Raw genomic sequence first — 18,416 nt, forward strand, 5'->3', positions numbered from 1 at the left:
CGTAGATAGGGGTGTATGAAGATGTCTAAACGAAAAATTGGACTTCTCGTAATGGCGTATGGTACTCCTCGAAGTTTAGATGAGGTAGAACCATATTATACTCATATTCGTAGAGGAAGAAAGCCTTCTGAAGAAGCATTAGAGGAATTAACTGAACGTTATGAAGCAATTGGCGGTATCAGTCCCTTAGCTAAAATTACAGAAGCACAAGCAAAAGGTCTTGAAGATGAGATGAACAAGCGTTTTGATCAATTAGAGTTTAAAGCGTATTTAGGGTTAAAACATATTGATCCCTTCATTGAAGATGCAGTTCAACAAATGAAAGAGGATGGAATAGAAGAAGCGATTAGTATCGTTTTAGCACCACATTATTCAACATTTAGCGTTAAATCATATAATGGTCGCGCACATGAAGAGACAGAAAAAATTTCTGGACCAGCGATTTATAGTATTGATAGCTGGTACGATGAACCACTATTTGTTGAATATTGGGCGAATCAAATTAAACAAACGATGGCCAATATTGAGGATAAAGACTCTGCTGTTGTCATATTTTCAGCGCATAGCCTACCAGAAAAAATTCTTCAATATGGGGATCCTTATGTTGATCAGCTTCAAGAAACCGCCGATCTTATTGCAAGTGCTGCTAACATTAAAAACTATACAATCGGTTGGCAAAGTGAAGGAAATACACCTGATCCATGGATTGGACCAGATGTTCAAGACTTAACTCGTGATCTTTACGAAAAGTCTAAATATCAATCATATGTCTATTGCCCAGTTGGATTTGTCGCGGACCATCTTGAAGTTTTATATGATAATGATATTGAATGTAAAATTGTAACTGATGAGCTTAATGTTGATTATTATCGACCTGAAATGCCGAATGCGAAGCCCGAATTCATTGAGTGTTTAGCAAAAGTGGTGACTGATAAGCTTAAAGAGAAAGTACGTGACATCTAGTGGCAGATGAACCGAAGAAAAGAGTGGCTATCGTTGGAGGGGGAATTACTGGTTTAACCGTTGCCTACTATCTACAAAAAGAGATTATGAGTAAAGGGTTAAACTTAGAGTACAAGTTGTTAGAGTCGAGTGACAAATTAGGTGGAAAAATTCAGACCGACTATACAAACGGCTTTGTCATTGAAAAAGGTCCTGACTCATTTCTTGCGAGAAAGCAAAGTGCAGCTAAATTAGCAAAAGAAGTTGGACTAGAGAGTGAGCTTGTACATAACGATACAGGTCAATCATTCGTTTTAAAAGGAGACCAACTTTATCCCATTCCAGGTGGTGCTATTATGGGTATTCCAACCAAACTGGCGCCATTTGCAACGACAAAATTGTTTTCACCAATGGCCAAATTACGAGCCGCTGGAGATTTGTTTTTACCTAAAACGAGTCAACCAGATGAAGATCAATCACTCGGTCACTTCTTTAGAAAGCGGTTAGGGGATGAAGTCGTTGAAAATTTAATTGAACCGCTGTTATCAGGCATATATGCAGGTGACATTGACCAATTAAGTTTGATGGCCACTTTTCCACAGTTTCATCAGGTAGAACAAAAACATCGCAGTCTGATTCTTGGAATGAGCAAGGTCATGCCAAAACCAGCAAAAGCTGTACAGCCAACCAAGTCAAGAGGAATGTTCATGTCCTTTAAAGGGGGCTTACAGTCGTTCGTTGACAGCATTGAAAATCATTTAGATGAAGACGCAGTAAAAAAGTCCGTGAGTGTTTATTCCATTATGAAAGAAGGGGAGCAGTACAAGCTCACCTTTACAGATGGTCATGTCGAGACTTTTGACCGTGTAATTCTAACAACACCACATGAAGTGACTACGGATATATTAAGAAATTATTCTCACATTATACAACCTCTTAAAGAGATCCCGTCAACATCAGTTGCCACGGTTGCGATGGCTTTTCCACTGTCGAGTATGAAAGGTGTTCTTGGTGGAACTGGGTTTGTTGTAGCAAAGAAAAGCGGTTATTCAATCACTGCATGTACATGGACACACAAGAAGTGGAAACATTCTGCTCCTGAAGGTTATGCACTTCTTCGTTGTTATGTTGGTCGTTTTGGAAATGATGAAATTGTAAGTAGATCAGATGATGAGATCCTTGCAGCGGTAAAAAAGGACTTAAAAAAGATAATGAAAATTGATGAACCTCCTCAATTCCACAGTATTACTCGTTGGAAAAAAGCAATGCCGCAGTATATTGTAGGACATAAACAAAGAATTGAGCAGTTAAAAACAACCTTAAAGAATGAGATGCCAGGTGTATACGTAGCTGGTGCAGCTTACGAAGGACTGGGTTTACCAGATTGTATTGATCAAGGGGAAGCTGTAGTTCACAACGTAGTTCAATCATTGTAACACTAATAGCAGAACGAGATACTAACGGGTTTACTACAGAGGTGTAAACAAGCCAATCAAAAACACATGCGGATTTCTAGCAAGAAATCGCTTGTGTTTTTTTATTATATTTTATCTAAGCATTCATATTCTTCTGTCAGGTAATAGTGAGGAGTTAATTTCTATAAAAAAAGTTTTTCTGCAGGTGTCACAAAATGAACATTTAAACGACTTATTAGATACAAAGAAGGAAAGAAGGTGATGGTTGGATTGAACAAAGATAAGCAGCAATTCTTAATAGAATGGTACGAAAAATACTACGATGACGTGTACCGTTTTATTTTCATTATGCTTGGTGATAATCAATGCTGTGAAGATTTAGTTCATGATACGTTCGTCCGAGCATTTATGGCATATGAACGGTTTGATAACCGGTCGAACGTTAAAACGTGGTTGTTTTGCATAGCGAAACATTTGGTCATTGATGAAATTCGAAAACGCAAACGAAGGAGGTTTATTTCGTTTGTGAAGGAGATTCCTTCCCCTATTAATGTGGAACAGCATATTGAAAATAAAGAAGCTGTCACGCATTTAATAGAGTCCATTCAAAAGTTAAAACCGAATTACGGGGTCGTTATTATTTTGAAGAAAGTAGAAGAATGCTCCACCAGGGAAATTGGAGAAATTCTTGGATGGTCTGAGACAAAAGTTCGTAAAACATTATCACGAGCGCTACAATCTCTGAGAAAAATAAAAGGAATCGAAGAAGGAGGCGACCGTATTGAGCAAACATTTTGATGACAAGTGGAAGCATCTCCAACAAATTAAGTCAACGAAAGAACAAAAAGATACGACGAGGAAGAGAGTTTTGAAAACAATTGAGGCTCAAACGGTAAATTTTGCTCCTAGAAACCTTTTTCCAATGAAAAGTATCGCAGTTACCGCGATTTTCTTAATGGTTAGTGGAGTTTTTTTATGGCTGATTTTACAAGAAAGCGGACAGCCACAAACGGCATATGAAGAACCAATCGGTCTTGAACAGTTCAGTTGGAAACTGACCGATGTCTATCCCGAGAAATCAGGTGACGGCATGCTCCTTTATCGGAAAGGTAATCCTGTTGAAGTAGGAGCAGTGAAGGAGGTTACGGAAGAGGAGATAAATGAGTTGGTAACTAGCTTACCCATGTATGTAGAAGAAACACTTGAAAGTTTCCCTTACCCTGGAACTATGTATATTGAGCATGTTAAGATGATGGAAGTTTCGTCACGATATCACTTCTTTATTGCATTTACGGATGAGAAATGGATACACATTACATTTGATTACCCCAAGCTTGAATATGCTGAAATTTTTTACGCAATGTCCACTTTAGAGCTCAAAGGGAAAGAACCATATGTTCATGTTGAACAACTCTATGTCACACACGGCTATGGAGACTTGTTGTATCCTGTTGGATTGGAGCCAGTTTCTATTTCTCCTGAAAAAGAAATTTATCACTGGTCGAACGCTTCGTCTAAGCTATATTCTGACTACTTAGGTAAAGTTGTTGATGGACCTGGAAATTGGCAGCAACAAACAGTTGATGGACTTACTCATACATTTGTTCATGGAACTTGGGAAACCGAATTAACGATCACCTTAGATGGAAAAGAAATAATATATGAGTTTGTTTATCATAATCAAGAGGAGTAACTTCGGAGAAATGTTGGCTTTTTATACGTGCAGTTGAAAAGGGGAATATTAGGTTGCTATTAACAGCCTTTCCATGTTGCACTAACCGAAGGGTTAGTACAACAAGAAAATAGAAAAAGAAGAGCATGGAGATCAAATTCCATGCTCTTCTTTAAGGAATATAATTTATGAGATTATTAATGTGAATTTACGATTTTGCAATATCACATGTAAACCAGTTTATGATGATTGTCTCATTCTTTATTTTTTTAGCAGTTCTTCTAGTTTAGTTGTATCAACAAAGCCTGTTAAATCAGGGTCATCTTCAATAAAGTTTAATTGATATGAAGCGTCAGCCCATGCTTGTAACGCATCTGCGTGTGTATCTGTTGTTACTACCATACGTTGCCATGCATTTTCTAGTACACTTTCAGGTAATCGTTGTTGTGTTAAGTTGTATAGTGAGTCGTTGATTGCTTTTAACGTATCTTCTGTATTCTCATGAGTGTAGTCAACCGCTTGGATGTGCCCTTTTAAAACAGCTTCAACTATTTCAGGTTGTTCTTCCATGAAACGCTTAGAAGTAACTAGGACAACACTTGCTAATGTTTCGCCAAGGAAAACATCATTCCATTCTGAAACAACTTTTGCACCTAATTCTTCAACAAGGTACGTCCCCCATGGTTCTGGAGCAGCGGCAGCATCAATTTGTCCTTGTTCAAACATGGCAACCATGTTTGCAGGAGCGACACGAGATTGGTGCTCTACAGTACCACCTAGACGGTTGGATTGTAGTCCAAGGTCTTGCAGCATGATTTCTAATTGAACGTTATGAGTACAACCATTTCCAGGAGTACAGAACGACTTTCCGTCAAAATCTTCAAGGCTTTCAATACCGGCATCCTCACGAGCAACTATTAATGTAGCACCATTAGCTGCTGCACTTAGAACAACAACATCTCCACCACGTAAGAAATAGTTAATTGCTGGACCAGGGCCAACATAACCGATATCTAACGTACCAGCATCAAGAGCTTCGATAAAGTCATTTCCATTTGGAAAGTCTCTGAAGTTTGCTTCAACCTCTCCAAGCTCATCTTGGAAAAAGCTTTTCTCCATTCCTACAATACCTGCAGCGTGATCTAAGTTTGGAAAGTATCCAATAGAGACACTATCTGCTGTACCTTCACCAGATGTGTTACCAGATCCACAAGCAGCGAGCATTCCAACTAAGGCAACACTTGCAACAGTTTTTAAAAATTTTTTCACTTTTTTCTTCCCCCTATAAAACTTAATTATTTTTCGATAATCCAAAGCGAGTAAGAACTCTTTTTTCAACTCTATTGAAAATTAAATATTCTACAGTTAAACCAATTAATGAAATGATAACCATAATTGCAATAACGAGGTCCATATTAAACATATCTTTTGCATTTAATAGTGTACGTCCTAGACCACCTGTACCAAGAAGTTCCCCAGCCATCAATGCACGCCATCCGAATGCCCATGCAAGTCTGGCACCAGTTAAAGCTGAAGGTATAGACGCGGGGATCATCACTTTCCATACAAGTTCAGTTCGATTATAGCCCATTGTCCGTGCTGCACGAATAAGGAGCGGTTGAACATTTTTTATTCCCATTCTTACATTCATTGTCATTGCCCAGGTTCCACCTAAAACAATAATAAAGATAATGGCAAGGTCACTTCCAGCAAAAATCATAAGCGCAATTGGTAACCATACAATACTAGGAACTGATTGAAGTGCAATAACAAGAGATCCTAATGTTTCATCAGCCAGTTTTGAACGTGCTAATAAAATACCTAATGCCGCACCTATAATAACAGCGAGTACAAAACCAATCGCAATTCGCTGAATACTCGTGGTCAGAGCGTGGAACAAAATACCAGTTTCAAAGAAACCACGATACAATTGGATTAGAGTTCCGCCTGGTGATGGAAACATCATAACAGAGAAGAACTGATAACTAAGGTTTAGTCTATATGTGATCTCCCATATCGCGATGAGTGCCATAAAGAAGAGCAGCCTTCTTACTATTGTAGTCATCTCCCATTTCCTCCCTCATGACTTTTTCGATTTCACCAGCTAGATGCTCCATAATTTCTTCTTCAAGCTTAATAAACTCTGGACTAGCTTGTTTTCTAGGTCTCGGGATATTAACGTCAAACGTTTTAATGATCCCCCCAGGTCTAACACCCATTAAGACAATTCGATCGGATAAAAGAATAGATTCTCGAATGTTATGTGTGACAAATAAAATCGTTTTCTGTGTTTCTTCCCAAATATATTGAACTTCTTTATGAAGCATTGATCTTGTTTGTTCATCTAAAGCTCCGAATGGTTCATCCATTAAGAGGATTTTCGGATCCATAGCTAAAGCGCGTGCGATGGATACGCGCTGCTTCATTCCTCCTGAAAGTTCATGAGGATATGAATTAATAAATTTACTTAAATGAACGAGTTTTAAGTATTCGATAGCTTTTTGTTTTGCTTCATCTTTTTTCATTTTCTTTTTTAGAGCAAACATGACGTTTTCAAGGACAGATAGCCAAGGCATTAGTGCTGCCTCTTGGAATACGACTCCACGGTCAGATCCTGGGCTTGTAATTACTTGATTACTAACTTCTACCGTACCAGTAGTTGCTTGATCTAATCCTGCAACAATATTTAATAATGTTGACTTACCGCATCCAGAAGGACCTAGCAATGATACAAATTCTCCAGATTTTAAATCTAGATTAATATTTTCAAAGACTGTGTATGCTGTTTTATCATCTTTGTTATGGAATGTCTTACCTACATTTTTAATTTGAACATCAGCCATTGCACAGACCTCCTTTAAATCCTTAATTTTCTAATTTTTGATAAAACATATCTTTTTAGTCGGGTTTTAATCATGTTGTTAGTATATGACGTAACAATTTGTCTGTCAACACTTATTTAAACACATTTTATAAGAAAGGTGGGTTGTTCATTTATCATGTATAGCGTGGTCTTGTCTCATCAGGTGAAATAAACATTTTACCTGATGAGAGCCAAGACTCAACGATAGTAAAAGCACGCTATAGAACAGACTGCTTATTAAGAAAATTTAAAGAGGTGGAGTCCAGAAGTAAGATTTATCAGAGTCGCATTCCACATTAAAAATTTATAATCTTTGTTGTTGATGCAATTGGTGATTTAATTCATATAGCAAAGCTTGGACTTGTTGTTCAGTTTGTAATATTTCTTGCTGAACTTGAGGTACTGCGGATTTTTCTTCCTCTTTTAGTTGCTGCATCAATTCTTGAAGCTCGCTTCGGGCATTATGCATTAATTGAGGATTTTGGTCCTTTGATTGTAAGGCTTGTAAAGCTTGTTGCATGGAGAGAATGGATTGATGAACGATTTTGTTTTGTGGTTGAGTCACTTAGTATCCTCCTATATAATTCCTTTTACTAGTTAATAATAGTATGGGTTGATTACTGAAGAATATTTGTAGCAACTCAATTAAATGATCTAGAGTTTAATTATAATTTCGAAGCGTATTGTTGATAATGGTGCAAGGTGAAATTTTCTATACATCTCCATTAGCTTTACGAGTCTAAACAGATACTTTTGCTTTTCTGTCACAAATAAAAAGAAACATCCGTGAATTTTTGCTATACTGTTTAGAGCATAGTAATGATAAGGTGGAGTACAGGCATGGCAAAACCAAATGAAATTATTGATATTTTACGTCATTCTCGGCATGATTGGTTAAATGTAATCCAGCTGATTAAAGGGAATCTTGCCTTGAACCGACCAGAAAGAGTAGAAGAGATAATTCAATCTGTCATACAGCAGTCTCAAAATGAAAGTAAGCTTTCCAACTTAAATATACCTGCTTTAGTTGCGGATTTATTAACTTTTAATTGGGAAAACCATTATTATGAACTTGAGATAGAAGTCATCGGTGATGTCAAAGATTTAGGTCATTATGAAAGTGAGCTCCATGAATGGTGTTCTCAATTAATGAAATTGATGGATCAATGCTGTGATGAGGGTACTGAAAATCATCTATTAGTTACGTTTCAACTATTAGAGGAAGAGACGAGATTAATCTTTGATTTTCAAGGGCAATTTAAAGATTATTCGCTTATAGAATCTTGGTTCCTTTCACCATCATCAGATCTATTTTTTATAACTGAAAGAGAGACTTCAGTTAATGAAATGTTTTGTGTAGTAACGTTGAAATAATTTAGAGGTGAGAACAAGAATGTTTGTAGATAAGGTAAAGGTTTACGTAAAAGGTGGAGACGGTGGAAATGGAATGGTTGCCTACCGTCGAGAAAAATATGTGCCAGACGGGGGGCCTGCTGGTGGAGATGGTGGAAAAGGAGCAGATGTAGTCTTTGAGGTAGAAGAAGGCTTGCGTACACTGATGGACTTCCGCTATCAAAAGCACTTTAAAGCTCCTAGAGGAGAGCACGGACGTCCCAAAAATCAACATGGTAAAAATGCAGAAGACTATATTATTAAAGTTCCTCCTGGTACAACGGTTATTGATGATGACACAAAAGAAGTTATCGCTGATTTGACGCAACATGGTCAACGTGCAGTTATTGCCAAAGGTGGTCGAGGCGGTCGAGGAAATACACGATTTGCCACTCCTACAAATCCAGCACCTGAAATTGCTGAAAATGGAGAACCTGGTATTGAACGCTATATTACTCTAGAGCTTAAAGTTCTTGCTGATGTTGGTCTAGTAGGCTTCCCAAGTGTTGGTAAATCTACTCTGTTATCTGTCGTTTCAGCTGCAAAGCCGAAAATTGCAGATTATCATTTTACAACGCTTACACCAAACTTAGGTGTAGTAGAAACAGAAGATGGCAGAAGTTTTGTTATGGCCGATTTACCAGGATTGATTGAAGGAGCACATTCTGGAGTGGGGTTAGGTCATCAATTTTTAAGGCATATTGAACGCACTAAAGTTATTGTACATATTGTAGATATGTCAGCGATGGAAGGCCGCGACCCTTATGAAGACTATGTTAAAATTAATGAGGAATTAAAACAGTATAATATGCGTTTATTAGAGAGACCACAAGTTATTGTAGCAAATAAAATGGACATGCCTGATGCACAAGACAACTTGGAGATGTTTAAAGAAGCTTTAGAAGATGATATTCCAATTTTCCCAATATCTGCATTTACAAGACAAGGGGTACGGGAACTTCTTCTAGCAGTGGCCGATAAAGTCGATAAGACTCCAGAGTTTCCTCTTTATGAAGAAGCACCTGAGCAAACGAGGGTCCATTATAAACATGAAAAGAAAGAGGATCCTTTTATTATATCCCGTGCAGATGATGGCTCTTATGTTATTTCAGGAGCAGAAATTGAGAAGCTATTCAAAATGACTGATTTTTCTCGTGATGAATCTGTGCGTCGATTCGCTCGCCAATTACGTGGAATGGGTGTAGATGATGCTTTGAGACAACGCGGTGCAAAAGATGGAGATATAGTACGCTTACTAGAGTACGAATTTGAGTTTATTGAATAAGCTATCAAAAAAGCTGCCTTAGTTGGCAGCTTTTTAATTATCACTATTTTTTTAATGCTGTTAAAGTTTGAAAGGCGTGTAAAATTAGTTAACACTGATAGGCGTAATTCAAAGGATATCACCATTATCCTTTAACATCATTAAGATTAACTAATTTAGATAAATGTTTCTCGAACTGATTTTGGATTTAATTACAGTGGATTTTACCATTGTCAAAAAGTTCTAACAAATTTATAATGATAAAATAACTTGAGATGGGATCGGTGGTGGTACTATGTCAAAAGGAATTGACCAGTTTTATCTCGTTCGTGAAGATATGTTAACTGAGGCGATGCAAAAAACTCTCGAAGCAAAAGAGCTATTAGAATCAGGAAAAGTCAAAAAAATCAATGAAGCAGTAAAAGAAGTAGGATTAAGCCGTAGTGCATTTTACAAATATAAAGACGGGATATACCCTTTTCATAAAATGATTAAAGAAAAAATTATTACCTTATCGATCAATTTAGAGGATCGTTCGGGAACATTATCACACTTATTATCGATTGTTGCAGCATCAGGATGTAATGTACTAACTATTAATCAGACCATCCCATTAAAAGGAAGAGCGAATATAACATTGTCATTAGATACAATCTCCATGAAAATGGAAATGAGTGAGCTGATGCAGTCTATTCGTGATTTAGAGACAGTTGTTAAGGTAGAAATCGTTGGTTCAGGCTCTTAAGAGAAAGGAAAGGTGTACCAAGGTGAAAACGATTGGATTTTTAGGACCAGTTGGAACTTTTACTGAAATGGCAACTATGTCAATTTTCCCTGCACAAAAAAGAAAAGAATATACAACTATTCCTGCCTGTATGGAAGGTGTTTCAAAAGGGGAAGTGGACGCTGCAGTTGTTCCATTAGAAAATGCAATTGAAGGTTCGGTAAATTTAACTTTAGACTACATTATTCATAAACATAAACTCCCAATTGTTGGAGAAGTTGTTGTACCTGTTGAACAACATCTACTTATTCATCCGAAACATTTAGAGGATTGGAAAGCGGTAAGTGCAATTTATTCTCATCCACATGCAATTGCTCAATGCCATGAATTTTTAAGAAGTGCGTTACCTCAAGGTGAAGTGAAATATACAAACTCGACGAGTGCTGCAGCTAAATTCATTATGGAAAACCCTGAACTTAAGGTGGCGGCGATAGGTAATGAATTAGCGGCTAAGACGTATAATCTTTCAATTATTGAAAAGAACATCCATGATTATGAAAATAATCGTACCCGTTTCGTGATCTTGTCAAAAAGAAAAGATGAGATTATAACTCCTTACACAGTAGGGCATAAAACAACATTAATGATCACTTTACCATCTGATTATTCAGGTGCACTACATCAAGTGTTAAGTGCATTTTCTTGGAGAAAGCTGAACCTCTCAAAAATTGAATCCCGTCCGATGAAAACGGGATTAGGTAATTATTTCTTTATTATAGATGTAGAAGAAAAAATGGATGAGATATTAATTCCAGGTGTTATTGCTGAATTAGAAGCGTTAGGATGTGGAGTTCGCGTCTTAGGTAGTTACCCTTGTTTTACGATTGCTAGTGCGAATGAGGTAGTAAAAAAAACAATACCCGATTGAGTCTAGTTTGATTGAAGTTATAAGGTAAAAGAGAGAGCGGAAGCTGATAATTATTCAGCTTCCGCTCTTAATATCTAATTTAATTACTTTGTTAAAAGGTATTGACCAAAAATCAACAACAGCACTAATTTAATAAAAAGCCCCTCTGTTTTAATGCGTTTATTGCTTCCTCTATATGTTCCTTGCGATCTGCTTCAATTGTATGAAGGTGTACTCCTTCTGTTAATTCCGAGAGAAGAGCAGCTTTCGTATTACGCATTTTTTCAATAAAAAGTTTTACATCGTTTCGATTATTCAACATTAAAGAACCAGTTAAATCACCGTATATGGGATGTTCAATCATTACATCGCGAATAGTAACCCGGTGGTCCACTAATAATAATAACTCTTCTTCTGTTTCTTCTGGAGTATGTTGACATGCAATGACTTGTTTAACCGTTTGTTCTTCATTAGCTGCTCTAATATACATATAGCCTTGTGCAGTAGCTATTAATGGGTAATTTCTAGCTTTCAAGATGGAGATATCTTGTACAATTACTTGCCGGCTAACCCCAGTTTTTTCAGCTAGCTCATTACCAGTAATCGGTTTGTTGGTCGTTTTTAACCAATTAGCGATTAAATTTCTACGTTCTTCTCCTAAGATTTTTTTGGTAGTCACCATTATTCCCTCCTTGTACAAATAATTAAAGATTTTTATTGTCTCTCTATTCTAAAACTGTGCAATTATTTCGTTAAGAACGTTAACCGTGTAGCGAATATGCTCTTCTGTCGTTTCTTTTCCGAATGAGATGCGAATCATTTCTCTTGCTTCATCAAGAGTCTTCCCTGTTTCAGTCATTGATCTCGGAGGAGAGGTTTGTCCAACCTTACAAGCACTTCCTGTTGATATTGCTATACCTCTACGGTTACATTCTAGCATAACGTATTGACCCTCTATTCCTTTTACTCGGAGACAAAGATGGTGTGCTAACCGCTTAGTTGGATGTCCTTCTAGGATGATCTTAGCTGGGTCAATAGAGTCTAAAAATAACTTCTGTAATTTTTGAAACCGTTGTAATTCAAAATCTTGCCCCTCAAATACTTCTAACGCAGCACTTGTAAAAGCTACTATTCCTGGAACATTTCCTGTACCTTGACGAAATCCTTTTTCTTGTGAACTATTCGGTACAGTAGCTTTCCATGATAGTTTAGGTGACAAGTAAACAGCACCGACTCCTTTTGGTCCATAGATTTTATGGGCAGACATTGTAACAGCAGATAGATTAAACGCTTTAACATCGATTGGTAGTTTACCAAAGGTTTGAACACAATCGCTATGAAAAAGGATATCTCTATCCTTCAATAATTGCCCGATGGCCTCCATATTTTGAATCGTCCCTAGTTCACTATTGGCATGGCCTATAGAAACAAGGAAAGTCTCTCCTGTGATTTCTTGTGCTAAGCGATCCAGCTCTACTTCACCATAGGAATTGACTGGAATAAATGAGATTGTGAAGCCTTCTTCCTTAAGAAGTTCTAACGTATTAAGAACGGAAGGATGTTCAATGTTTGTCGTAATAATATGGTTTCCTCGGTGCTTATTTCCTCTTGCAATAGAAAGAAGTGATAAATAATTACTTTCCGATCCGCCACTCGTAAAATAAACGCCTTCTTTTTCTCCGTTGATAATATTAGAAATTTCGATTCTAGATTGATCTAGTAATTGATTAGCAGTTGTACCAAAATCATGCAAACTACTTGGGTTTCCAAAAAATTCTTTAGCTGCTTTAGTGTATATAGTTAAAGAAGTTTCCGACATTGGAGTAGTTGCACAGTAGTCAAGATAGATCATTTATAAAACCCTTCTTTCAGTCGAAATTGTAGTTTTCTATTATTACACGGATGTAATTGTAAAAAAACTCTTGTCACTAGTTTAAAATTATGTAAAGATAGGTGTCAAGACAGGTGTAAATGACTAAGGGGGTCATTTAATTATGAAAGTATTTACTTCAGATGTCATTATCGTAGGAAGTGGTATTGCAGGATTAATGGCAGCTGAACTTCTTTCTTTTGATAAGAATGTGATAATTATCACAAAGTCAGATGTAGTTCATAGCAATTCAATTATGGCTCAAGGTGGTATTGCTGCGGTTGTCGATAGTGAAGATGATTGGAGAGATCACTTTCTAGATACGCTTCGAGCAGGTTGTTACTACAATAATGAGGATGTCATTGAGCTTCTTGTAAAGCAAGGAGCAGAAATGATTAGAAAGTTGGAAGGGCTAGGAGTGCGTTTTGATAAAGGAAAAGATGGTAAGTACTTACTAGGCCAAGAGGGCGCACACTTAAAACGGCGAATTCTTCATGCGGGTGGAGATGCAACAGGTAAGGAATTAACGTTAAAGCTGGTTTCTAGAGTTAAACAAAATGTTCCAATTCATGATTATATGGATGCAATCGATTTAATTATCGAGAACGGTCGATGTATTGGTGTTATTTGTCTAGATGAAAATCAAGAGTATGTTCATTACTTTGCTCCCCATGTCGTTTTGGCCACAGGCGGAGCGGGTCAGTTATACTCGGTTACCTCTAATAATTCAGCTATCACTGGTGACGGAATGGCACTAGCTTATCGTGCAGGAGCTAGGTTAGCTGATATGGAATTCGTTCAATTCCATCCAACGATGCTCGTGGAAAACGGAAAAGGGGCAGGGTTAGTATCAGAAGCAGTAAGGGGCGAAGGTGCGCGTCTTATTACTGAAGACGGTAAGTTATTAATGGAAGGTAAGCATGAGCTTGGTGATTTGGCACCACGAGATGTAGTTGCTCGAGAAATTTTTGAAAAGGTCTCAAATAATCAAAAAGTGTTTTTGGATATAAGTTCTATAGACCATTTTGAACAGAAGTTCCCTTCGGTTTCGTCTCTATGTATAAATGCTGGAGTTCAAATAGATAAAGGTCTTATTCCAATTGCTCCTGGTGCTCATTTTGTAATGGGTGGGGTAGAAACCAATATGCAAGGCAAAACCTCTATAGAAGGTTTATATGCTATCGGAGAGGTTGCTAATACTGGCGTACACGGAGCAAATCGACTTGCAAGTAACTCATTATTAGAAGGTGTCGTTTTTGCAAATGAATTAGCACGGGAAATCATTAATACTGATGACAGTTTGATGAAAACAAATGTAAAGCCGATTGCATGTATCGATAAAAGGTATTCACAGTCACTACCGGCTAAAGATGATGTTCGAGCTATTATGTCTAAGTACGTAGGCATTGTAAGAACCAAAGAAAATTTATTAAAGGCGTTGAAATGGTTTGATAAGTACAGCACTCTTATTCGGTCCAAGCAGGTTTATCAATTTTCTCGAGAAGAGCATACCATTCGAAATATGCTGACAGTAGGTTATTTAATCACTGCTTCAGCATTATGCCGGAAGGAAAGTCGAGGAAGCCATTATCGAATAGATTATCCGCTTACCAGTGATCATTGGCTAAATCAAACAGTTTACTGTTCAATGAGTAAGCAAGAACCATATGTACGAAATAAAAAAGATTACGTTAGTAATTTTGTTATCTAGGGGGCCAAGCATGAATGAACTTAAGGTAAAAGAGAAGCTTCAGCTATTTTTCATTGAAGATATCGGTGAAGGAGATGTATCAACAAATACGATTTTTTCTGATGATGATATTCAAACGGGTAATTTTATCGTAAAAAGTGAAGGAGTCATTTCAGGATTAAACATCATTAAGTTAGGTTTTGAGATACTTAACCCTAACGTTGAAGTTCATATCCATAATAGCGATGGAGATAAAGTTAGTTATGGAACATGCGTAGCTCAAGTAAAAGGACCAGTAAAAACAATACTAACTGGGGAACGTGTCATTTTAAATTTGTTACAACGCATGAGTGGAATTGCAACTTTCACAAGAACTGCTGTAGAAACATTAAACGATGAACATACAAGAATTTGTGATACGAGAAAAACAACGCCTGGCTTACGAATGTTTGAAAAGTATGCCGTTCGTAGTGGTGGTGGGTTTAATCATCGTTTTGGTCTTTATGATGGAGTGATGATTAAAGATAATCATATTGCAGCTGCAGGAAGCATTACAAAAGCTGTGAATCAGGCGAAGTCTACGCTTGGACATATGGTAAACATTGAAGTCGAAGTAGAGACAGAAGATGAAGTGAAGGAAGCAGTAGAAGCGGGTGCTCATATCATTATGTTTGATAATTGTCCTCCAGATGTAATGAAAGAGTGGGTAAATCTTGTTCCAAAACATATTGTTACTGAAGCATCAGGTGGAATTCAAGTAAGTAATCTTGCAAATTACCGTAATATTGGCGTCGATTATATTTCATTGGGGGCTTTAACACATTCAGTTACAGCTTTAGATATAAGCTTTAATTTAGAGGGAGGGAAAAAAGGATGAACTTAGTAGAAATGATGAATACTAACCAAGGTCTTCCAGAAAAATACAAACAGATGTCAACAGAGGAAATGGAAAATAGGATCCGTGAAATCAAGGAGGAACTTGGCGATCGTCTATTCATACCTGGACATCATTACCAACGTGATGAGGTTATTCAATTTGCTGATGCAAGTGGCGACTCGTTACAGCTTGCCCAAATCTCAGCAAAAAATAGTAAAGCAGATTATGTTGTATTTTGCGGCGTCCATTTTATGGCAGAAACTGCAGATATTTTAACAGACGACCGTCAAATCGTTGTTTTACCTGATATGCGTGCGGGCTGTTCAATGGCAGATATGGCTGATATAAATCAAACGGAAAAAGCATGGAAAGCATTAGAAGGCGATTTTGGTGATACAATTTTACCTTTAACTTATGTAAATAGTACAGCAGCGATTAAAGCGTTTTGTGGCCGCAATGGTGGTGCAACAGTAACTTCATCTAATGCTAAGAAAATGGTCGAATGGGCTTTTACACAAAAGGAAAGAATTTTATTTTTACCTGACCAACACTTAGGAAGAAATACTGCAGTTGATTTAGGCATTCCATTAGAGCAAATGGCAGTATGGGATCCTATTGCTGAAAATCTTGAGTATGAAGGAATGATTGAAGATATTAAAGTTATCCTTTGGAAAGGGCATTGTTCTGTTCATGAGAAGTTTACAGTTGAAAATATTCGTGAGCTTCGTGAAAACGATCCAGAATTTCAAATCATTGTTCACCCTGAATGTACTCATGAAGTGGTCCAATTAGCAGATGATGCTGGATCAACTCATTATATTATTGAAAAGTTAAAGGCTGCTCCTCCAAATAGTAAATGGGCAGTCGGAACGGAAATGAATTTAGTACGCCGTTTAGGCCAAATTCACACGGATAAAACAGTCATTTCTTTAAATCCGAATATGTGTCCATGTCTTACAATGAATCGAATTGATCTTCCACATTTATTATGGTCATTAGAATCAATTGTAGAGGGTAAGCCAGTAAATCAAATAAAAGTTGACAGTGAAGTAGCTAAGGATGCGATATTAGCGCTTGAGCGTATGCTGCAACGTGTTTAGTTTATAAAGATGCTTTCGTAAGATTTGAGAACATTTATAAAGAAGGAGACCAGTAGATCTCCTTCTTTTTTTGATTCTAGTGCGTATATTTTATATTGTTAATATTTATTTATTTTTTAGTTTCATCATGGATAAACTTCATTTTCGATAAAGAACACGGAATAATCACTAAAATAAGAGCCTATATATTAAGAAAAGAAGGCTCTTTTAACAAAAACAGCCCAAGAAAAAAATTTCGGCTTGTATATGGAAGCCGTAAATAAAGGCTAGCCCTCTCTTAAATTGTTGAAGTGGTTATAGGACGGCCTTTGACCGCATAGATTGACCTTAGAGAAATCATTTCGTCCATTTATTTTATAAGCAAATGGAAACTAAGCTAAGGAGGGAAATGTATGAAGATTCATATTGTCCAAAAAGGGGACACATTATGGAAGCTTTCAAAAAAGTACAACGTCGATTTTGAACAATTAAAAGCAGCAAATGATCATCTATCGAATCCAGACATGATTATGCCAGGTATGAAAATTAAAATTCCAACAGGCAGTGTCCCTGTAAAAAAAGAACAACCATTAGACTCCCTAGTAGGGATGGCGAAAAAAGAAGCACCTATTGTAAAAAAAGAGGCACCAGTTACGCCTCCAGTTAAAGAAAAGCCAATTGCTCCAAAGCCGCCAGAAAAACCAAAAGAAATGCCAAAAATGCCACCGATGATGATGCCGACAGCACCACCACCGCCACCGCCGCAACCACAGCATTTGACTACAAAACAAATGCAAGACATTCATATGAACTTTAATATTTATAAACCGCAACCATACCAACCGCCAGCGCCAAAAGTACCGAAGCCACCTAAACCAGTTGCACCAAAGGTGGAAAAGCCGATTGCTAAACCAGAAATGCCAAAAAAACCAGTAGTTATGCCTGAAGTTCCGAAGAAGCCTCCAGTTATGCCAGAGTTGCCAAAGACAGCACCGATTATGCAAGATGTACCGAAGAAGGCACCTGTGATGCCAAAAGAGGAGGCACCATTAATGCAACCAAATGTACCAATGGCACCAATGCCGCAAATGGCACCGATGCATCAAATGGCACCGATGCATCAAATGGCACCGATGCATCAAATGGCACCGATGCAACAGCAAATGGTACCTTGTCCACCATATTATCCAATTTCTCCAGTTATGCCAGGTTGTGCACCTTGTGGAAGTGGAGGTCAATGGGTATATGGTCAACAAGCAATGCCATATCATCAAGCGATGCCACAACAGCAAATGATGATGCCGCAACAGCAAATGATGATGCCACAACAGCAAATGATGATGCCGCAGCACCAACATCAGATGATGCCTGAACATACAATGGCGCACCAAAATGAACAGATGATGCACCAGCAAGCAATGCACCATCAGCATTATACACAGACACCAGATTTTGATGGAATGCAACAACAACCATGGACTGGAATGGCACACTCTCCGCAGATGCCTGGAGCACATCAACCTACAGCTATGCCTGGGATGATGGGACCAAGTCAACCGATGACTCCTCAAATGCCTCATCAATTCCAGGAGTTTGATGACTTTGACGAATAAACAACAATAACTTATAGAAGAGACAGTATATTAAACTGGTCCCCATGTCAAGGACACTATAAAAAAAGAGACTATGCAACTAGAAGGTGATCCCTATATTGAATAGGG

The 18,416-nt window shown here is 37.6% G+C and carries 18 protein-coding genes; 12 read left to right on the forward strand and 6 right to left on the reverse strand.

The genetic code is table 11. The features are described from left to right. The first annotated feature begins 21 nt into the window (after window positions 1–21). The 4 genes from hemH (at window position 22) to GKP30_RS10590 (ending at window position 4,050) form a co-directional block, all read left to right on the forward strand. The gene (gene hemH / locus GKP30_RS10575; RefSeq protein ID WP_216829405.1) at window positions 22–963 is read left to right on the forward strand and encodes a ferrochelatase; all 942 of its coding nucleotides are present in this window, start codon (window positions 22–24) and stop codon (window positions 961–963) included. Next, window positions 963–2,378 (forward strand): protoporphyrinogen oxidase, encoded by a 1,416-nt coding sequence (gene hemY, locus GKP30_RS10580; protein WP_216829406.1) that lies wholly within the window; start codon window positions 963–965, stop codon window positions 2,376–2,378. The genes hemH and hemY overlap by 1 nt, the downstream gene beginning before the upstream one ends. Before the next feature lie 240 nt (window positions 2,379–2,618). Beyond that, window positions 2,619–3,155 carry an RNA polymerase sigma factor gene (locus tag GKP30_RS10585; RefSeq protein ID WP_236035026.1) on the forward strand — a complete coding sequence of 179 codons (537 nt, stop codon included), beginning with the start codon at window positions 2,619–2,621 and terminating at the stop codon, window positions 3,153–3,155. Then, the gene (locus GKP30_RS10590; protein ID WP_216829407.1) at window positions 3,139–4,050 is read left to right on the forward strand and encodes a hypothetical protein; all 912 of its coding nucleotides are present in this window, start codon (window positions 3,139–3,141) and stop codon (window positions 4,048–4,050) included. The genes GKP30_RS10585 and GKP30_RS10590 overlap by 17 nt, the downstream gene beginning before the upstream one ends. Window positions 4,051–4,290: 240 nt before the next feature. Here the strand turns inward: GKP30_RS10590 and GKP30_RS10595 are convergent, their stop codons facing one another. The 4 genes from GKP30_RS10595 to GKP30_RS10610 all read right to left on the reverse strand — a co-directional run bounded on the left by GKP30_RS10595 (window position 4,291) and on the right by GKP30_RS10610 (window position 7,457). Continuing rightward, window positions 4,291–5,298 carry an aliphatic sulfonate ABC transporter substrate-binding protein gene (locus GKP30_RS10595; RefSeq protein WP_328703141.1) on the reverse strand — a complete coding sequence of 336 codons (1,008 nt, stop codon included), beginning with the start codon at window positions 5,296–5,298 and terminating at the stop codon, window positions 4,291–4,293. Between the two features lie 22 nt (window positions 5,299–5,320). Next, the gene (locus tag GKP30_RS10600) at window positions 5,321–6,094 is read right to left on the reverse strand and encodes an ABC transporter permease (RefSeq protein ID WP_216829408.1); all 774 of its coding nucleotides are present in this window, start codon (window positions 6,092–6,094) and stop codon (window positions 5,321–5,323) included. Beyond that, on the reverse strand, window positions 6,027–6,872 hold the full coding sequence (locus tag GKP30_RS10605) for an ABC transporter ATP-binding protein (RefSeq protein WP_216829409.1): 846 nt from the start codon (window positions 6,870–6,872) through the stop codon (window positions 6,027–6,029). Before GKP30_RS10605 ends, GKP30_RS10600 begins: the two co-directional genes overlap by 68 nt. A gap of 324 nt (window positions 6,873–7,196) precedes the next feature. Beyond that, window positions 7,197–7,457 carry a hypothetical protein gene (locus GKP30_RS10610; RefSeq protein ID WP_216829410.1) on the reverse strand — a complete coding sequence of 87 codons (261 nt, stop codon included), beginning with the start codon at window positions 7,455–7,457 and terminating at the stop codon, window positions 7,197–7,199. Window positions 7,458–7,732: 275 nt separating this feature from the next. Here GKP30_RS10610 and GKP30_RS10615 point away from each other — a divergent pair, with 275 nt between their 5' ends. The 4 genes from GKP30_RS10615 to pheA all read left to right on the forward strand — a co-directional run bounded on the left by GKP30_RS10615 (window position 7,733) and on the right by pheA (window position 11,200). Further along, a complete protein-coding gene (locus GKP30_RS10615) occupies window positions 7,733–8,266 on the forward strand; it encodes a sporulation initiation phosphotransferase B (protein WP_216829411.1) in 534 nt (177 codons plus the stop codon). 19 nt (window positions 8,267–8,285) lie between these two features. Next, a complete protein-coding gene (gene obgE / locus GKP30_RS10620) occupies window positions 8,286–9,569 on the forward strand; it encodes a GTPase ObgE (protein WP_216829412.1) in 1,284 nt (427 codons plus the stop codon). A 274-nt stretch (window positions 9,570–9,843) separates the two neighbouring features. Next, window positions 9,844–10,293, forward strand: a complete 450-nt coding sequence (locus tag GKP30_RS10625; RefSeq protein ID WP_216829413.1) for an ACT domain-containing protein — start codon at window positions 9,844–9,846, stop codon at window positions 10,291–10,293. A gap of 22 nt (window positions 10,294–10,315) precedes the next feature. Next, window positions 10,316–11,200, forward strand: a complete 885-nt coding sequence (gene pheA / locus GKP30_RS10630) for a prephenate dehydratase (RefSeq protein ID WP_216829414.1) — start codon at window positions 10,316–10,318, stop codon at window positions 11,198–11,200. Between the two features lie 124 nt (window positions 11,201–11,324). On the opposite strand, the gene GKP30_RS10635 is transcribed toward pheA, so the two are convergent. Together GKP30_RS10635 and GKP30_RS10640 are read right to left on the reverse strand one after the other, a co-directional pair. Further along, window positions 11,325–11,861, reverse strand: coding sequence for a transcription repressor NadR (locus GKP30_RS10635; protein ID WP_216829415.1), 537 nt, complete (start codon window positions 11,859–11,861; stop codon window positions 11,325–11,327). Between the two features lie 48 nt (window positions 11,862–11,909). Then, on the reverse strand, window positions 11,910–13,031 hold the full coding sequence (locus GKP30_RS10640) for an IscS subfamily cysteine desulfurase (RefSeq protein WP_216829416.1): 1,122 nt from the start codon (window positions 13,029–13,031) through the stop codon (window positions 11,910–11,912). A gap of 142 nt (window positions 13,032–13,173) precedes the next feature. Between GKP30_RS10640 and nadB the strand changes: the two genes are divergently transcribed. From nadB to safA, 4 genes are all read left to right on the forward strand, one after another. After that, entirely contained in the window at window positions 13,174–14,760 is a 1,587-nt protein-coding gene (gene nadB / locus GKP30_RS10645; protein WP_216829417.1) for an L-aspartate oxidase, read from the forward strand. 10 nt (window positions 14,761–14,770) lie between these two features. After that, a complete protein-coding gene (gene nadC / locus GKP30_RS10650; protein ID WP_216829418.1) occupies window positions 14,771–15,616 on the forward strand; it encodes a carboxylating nicotinate-nucleotide diphosphorylase in 846 nt (281 codons plus the stop codon). Continuing rightward, window positions 15,613–16,716, forward strand: a complete 1,104-nt coding sequence (nadA, locus tag GKP30_RS10655; protein ID WP_216829419.1) for a quinolinate synthase NadA — start codon at window positions 15,613–15,615, stop codon at window positions 16,714–16,716. Before nadC ends, nadA begins: the two co-directional genes overlap by 4 nt. 392 nt (window positions 16,717–17,108) lie before the next feature. After that, entirely contained in the window at window positions 17,109–18,308 is a 1,200-nt protein-coding gene (gene safA / locus GKP30_RS10660; protein ID WP_216829420.1) for a SafA/ExsA family spore coat assembly protein, read from the forward strand. Window positions 18,309–18,416 lie beyond the last annotated feature (108 nt).

The organism is Alkalihalobacterium elongatum (genome assembly GCF_019024285.1).
Classification (GTDB): domain Bacteria; phylum Bacillota; class Bacilli; order Bacillales; family Bacillaceae_F; genus Alkalihalobacterium; species Alkalihalobacterium elongatum.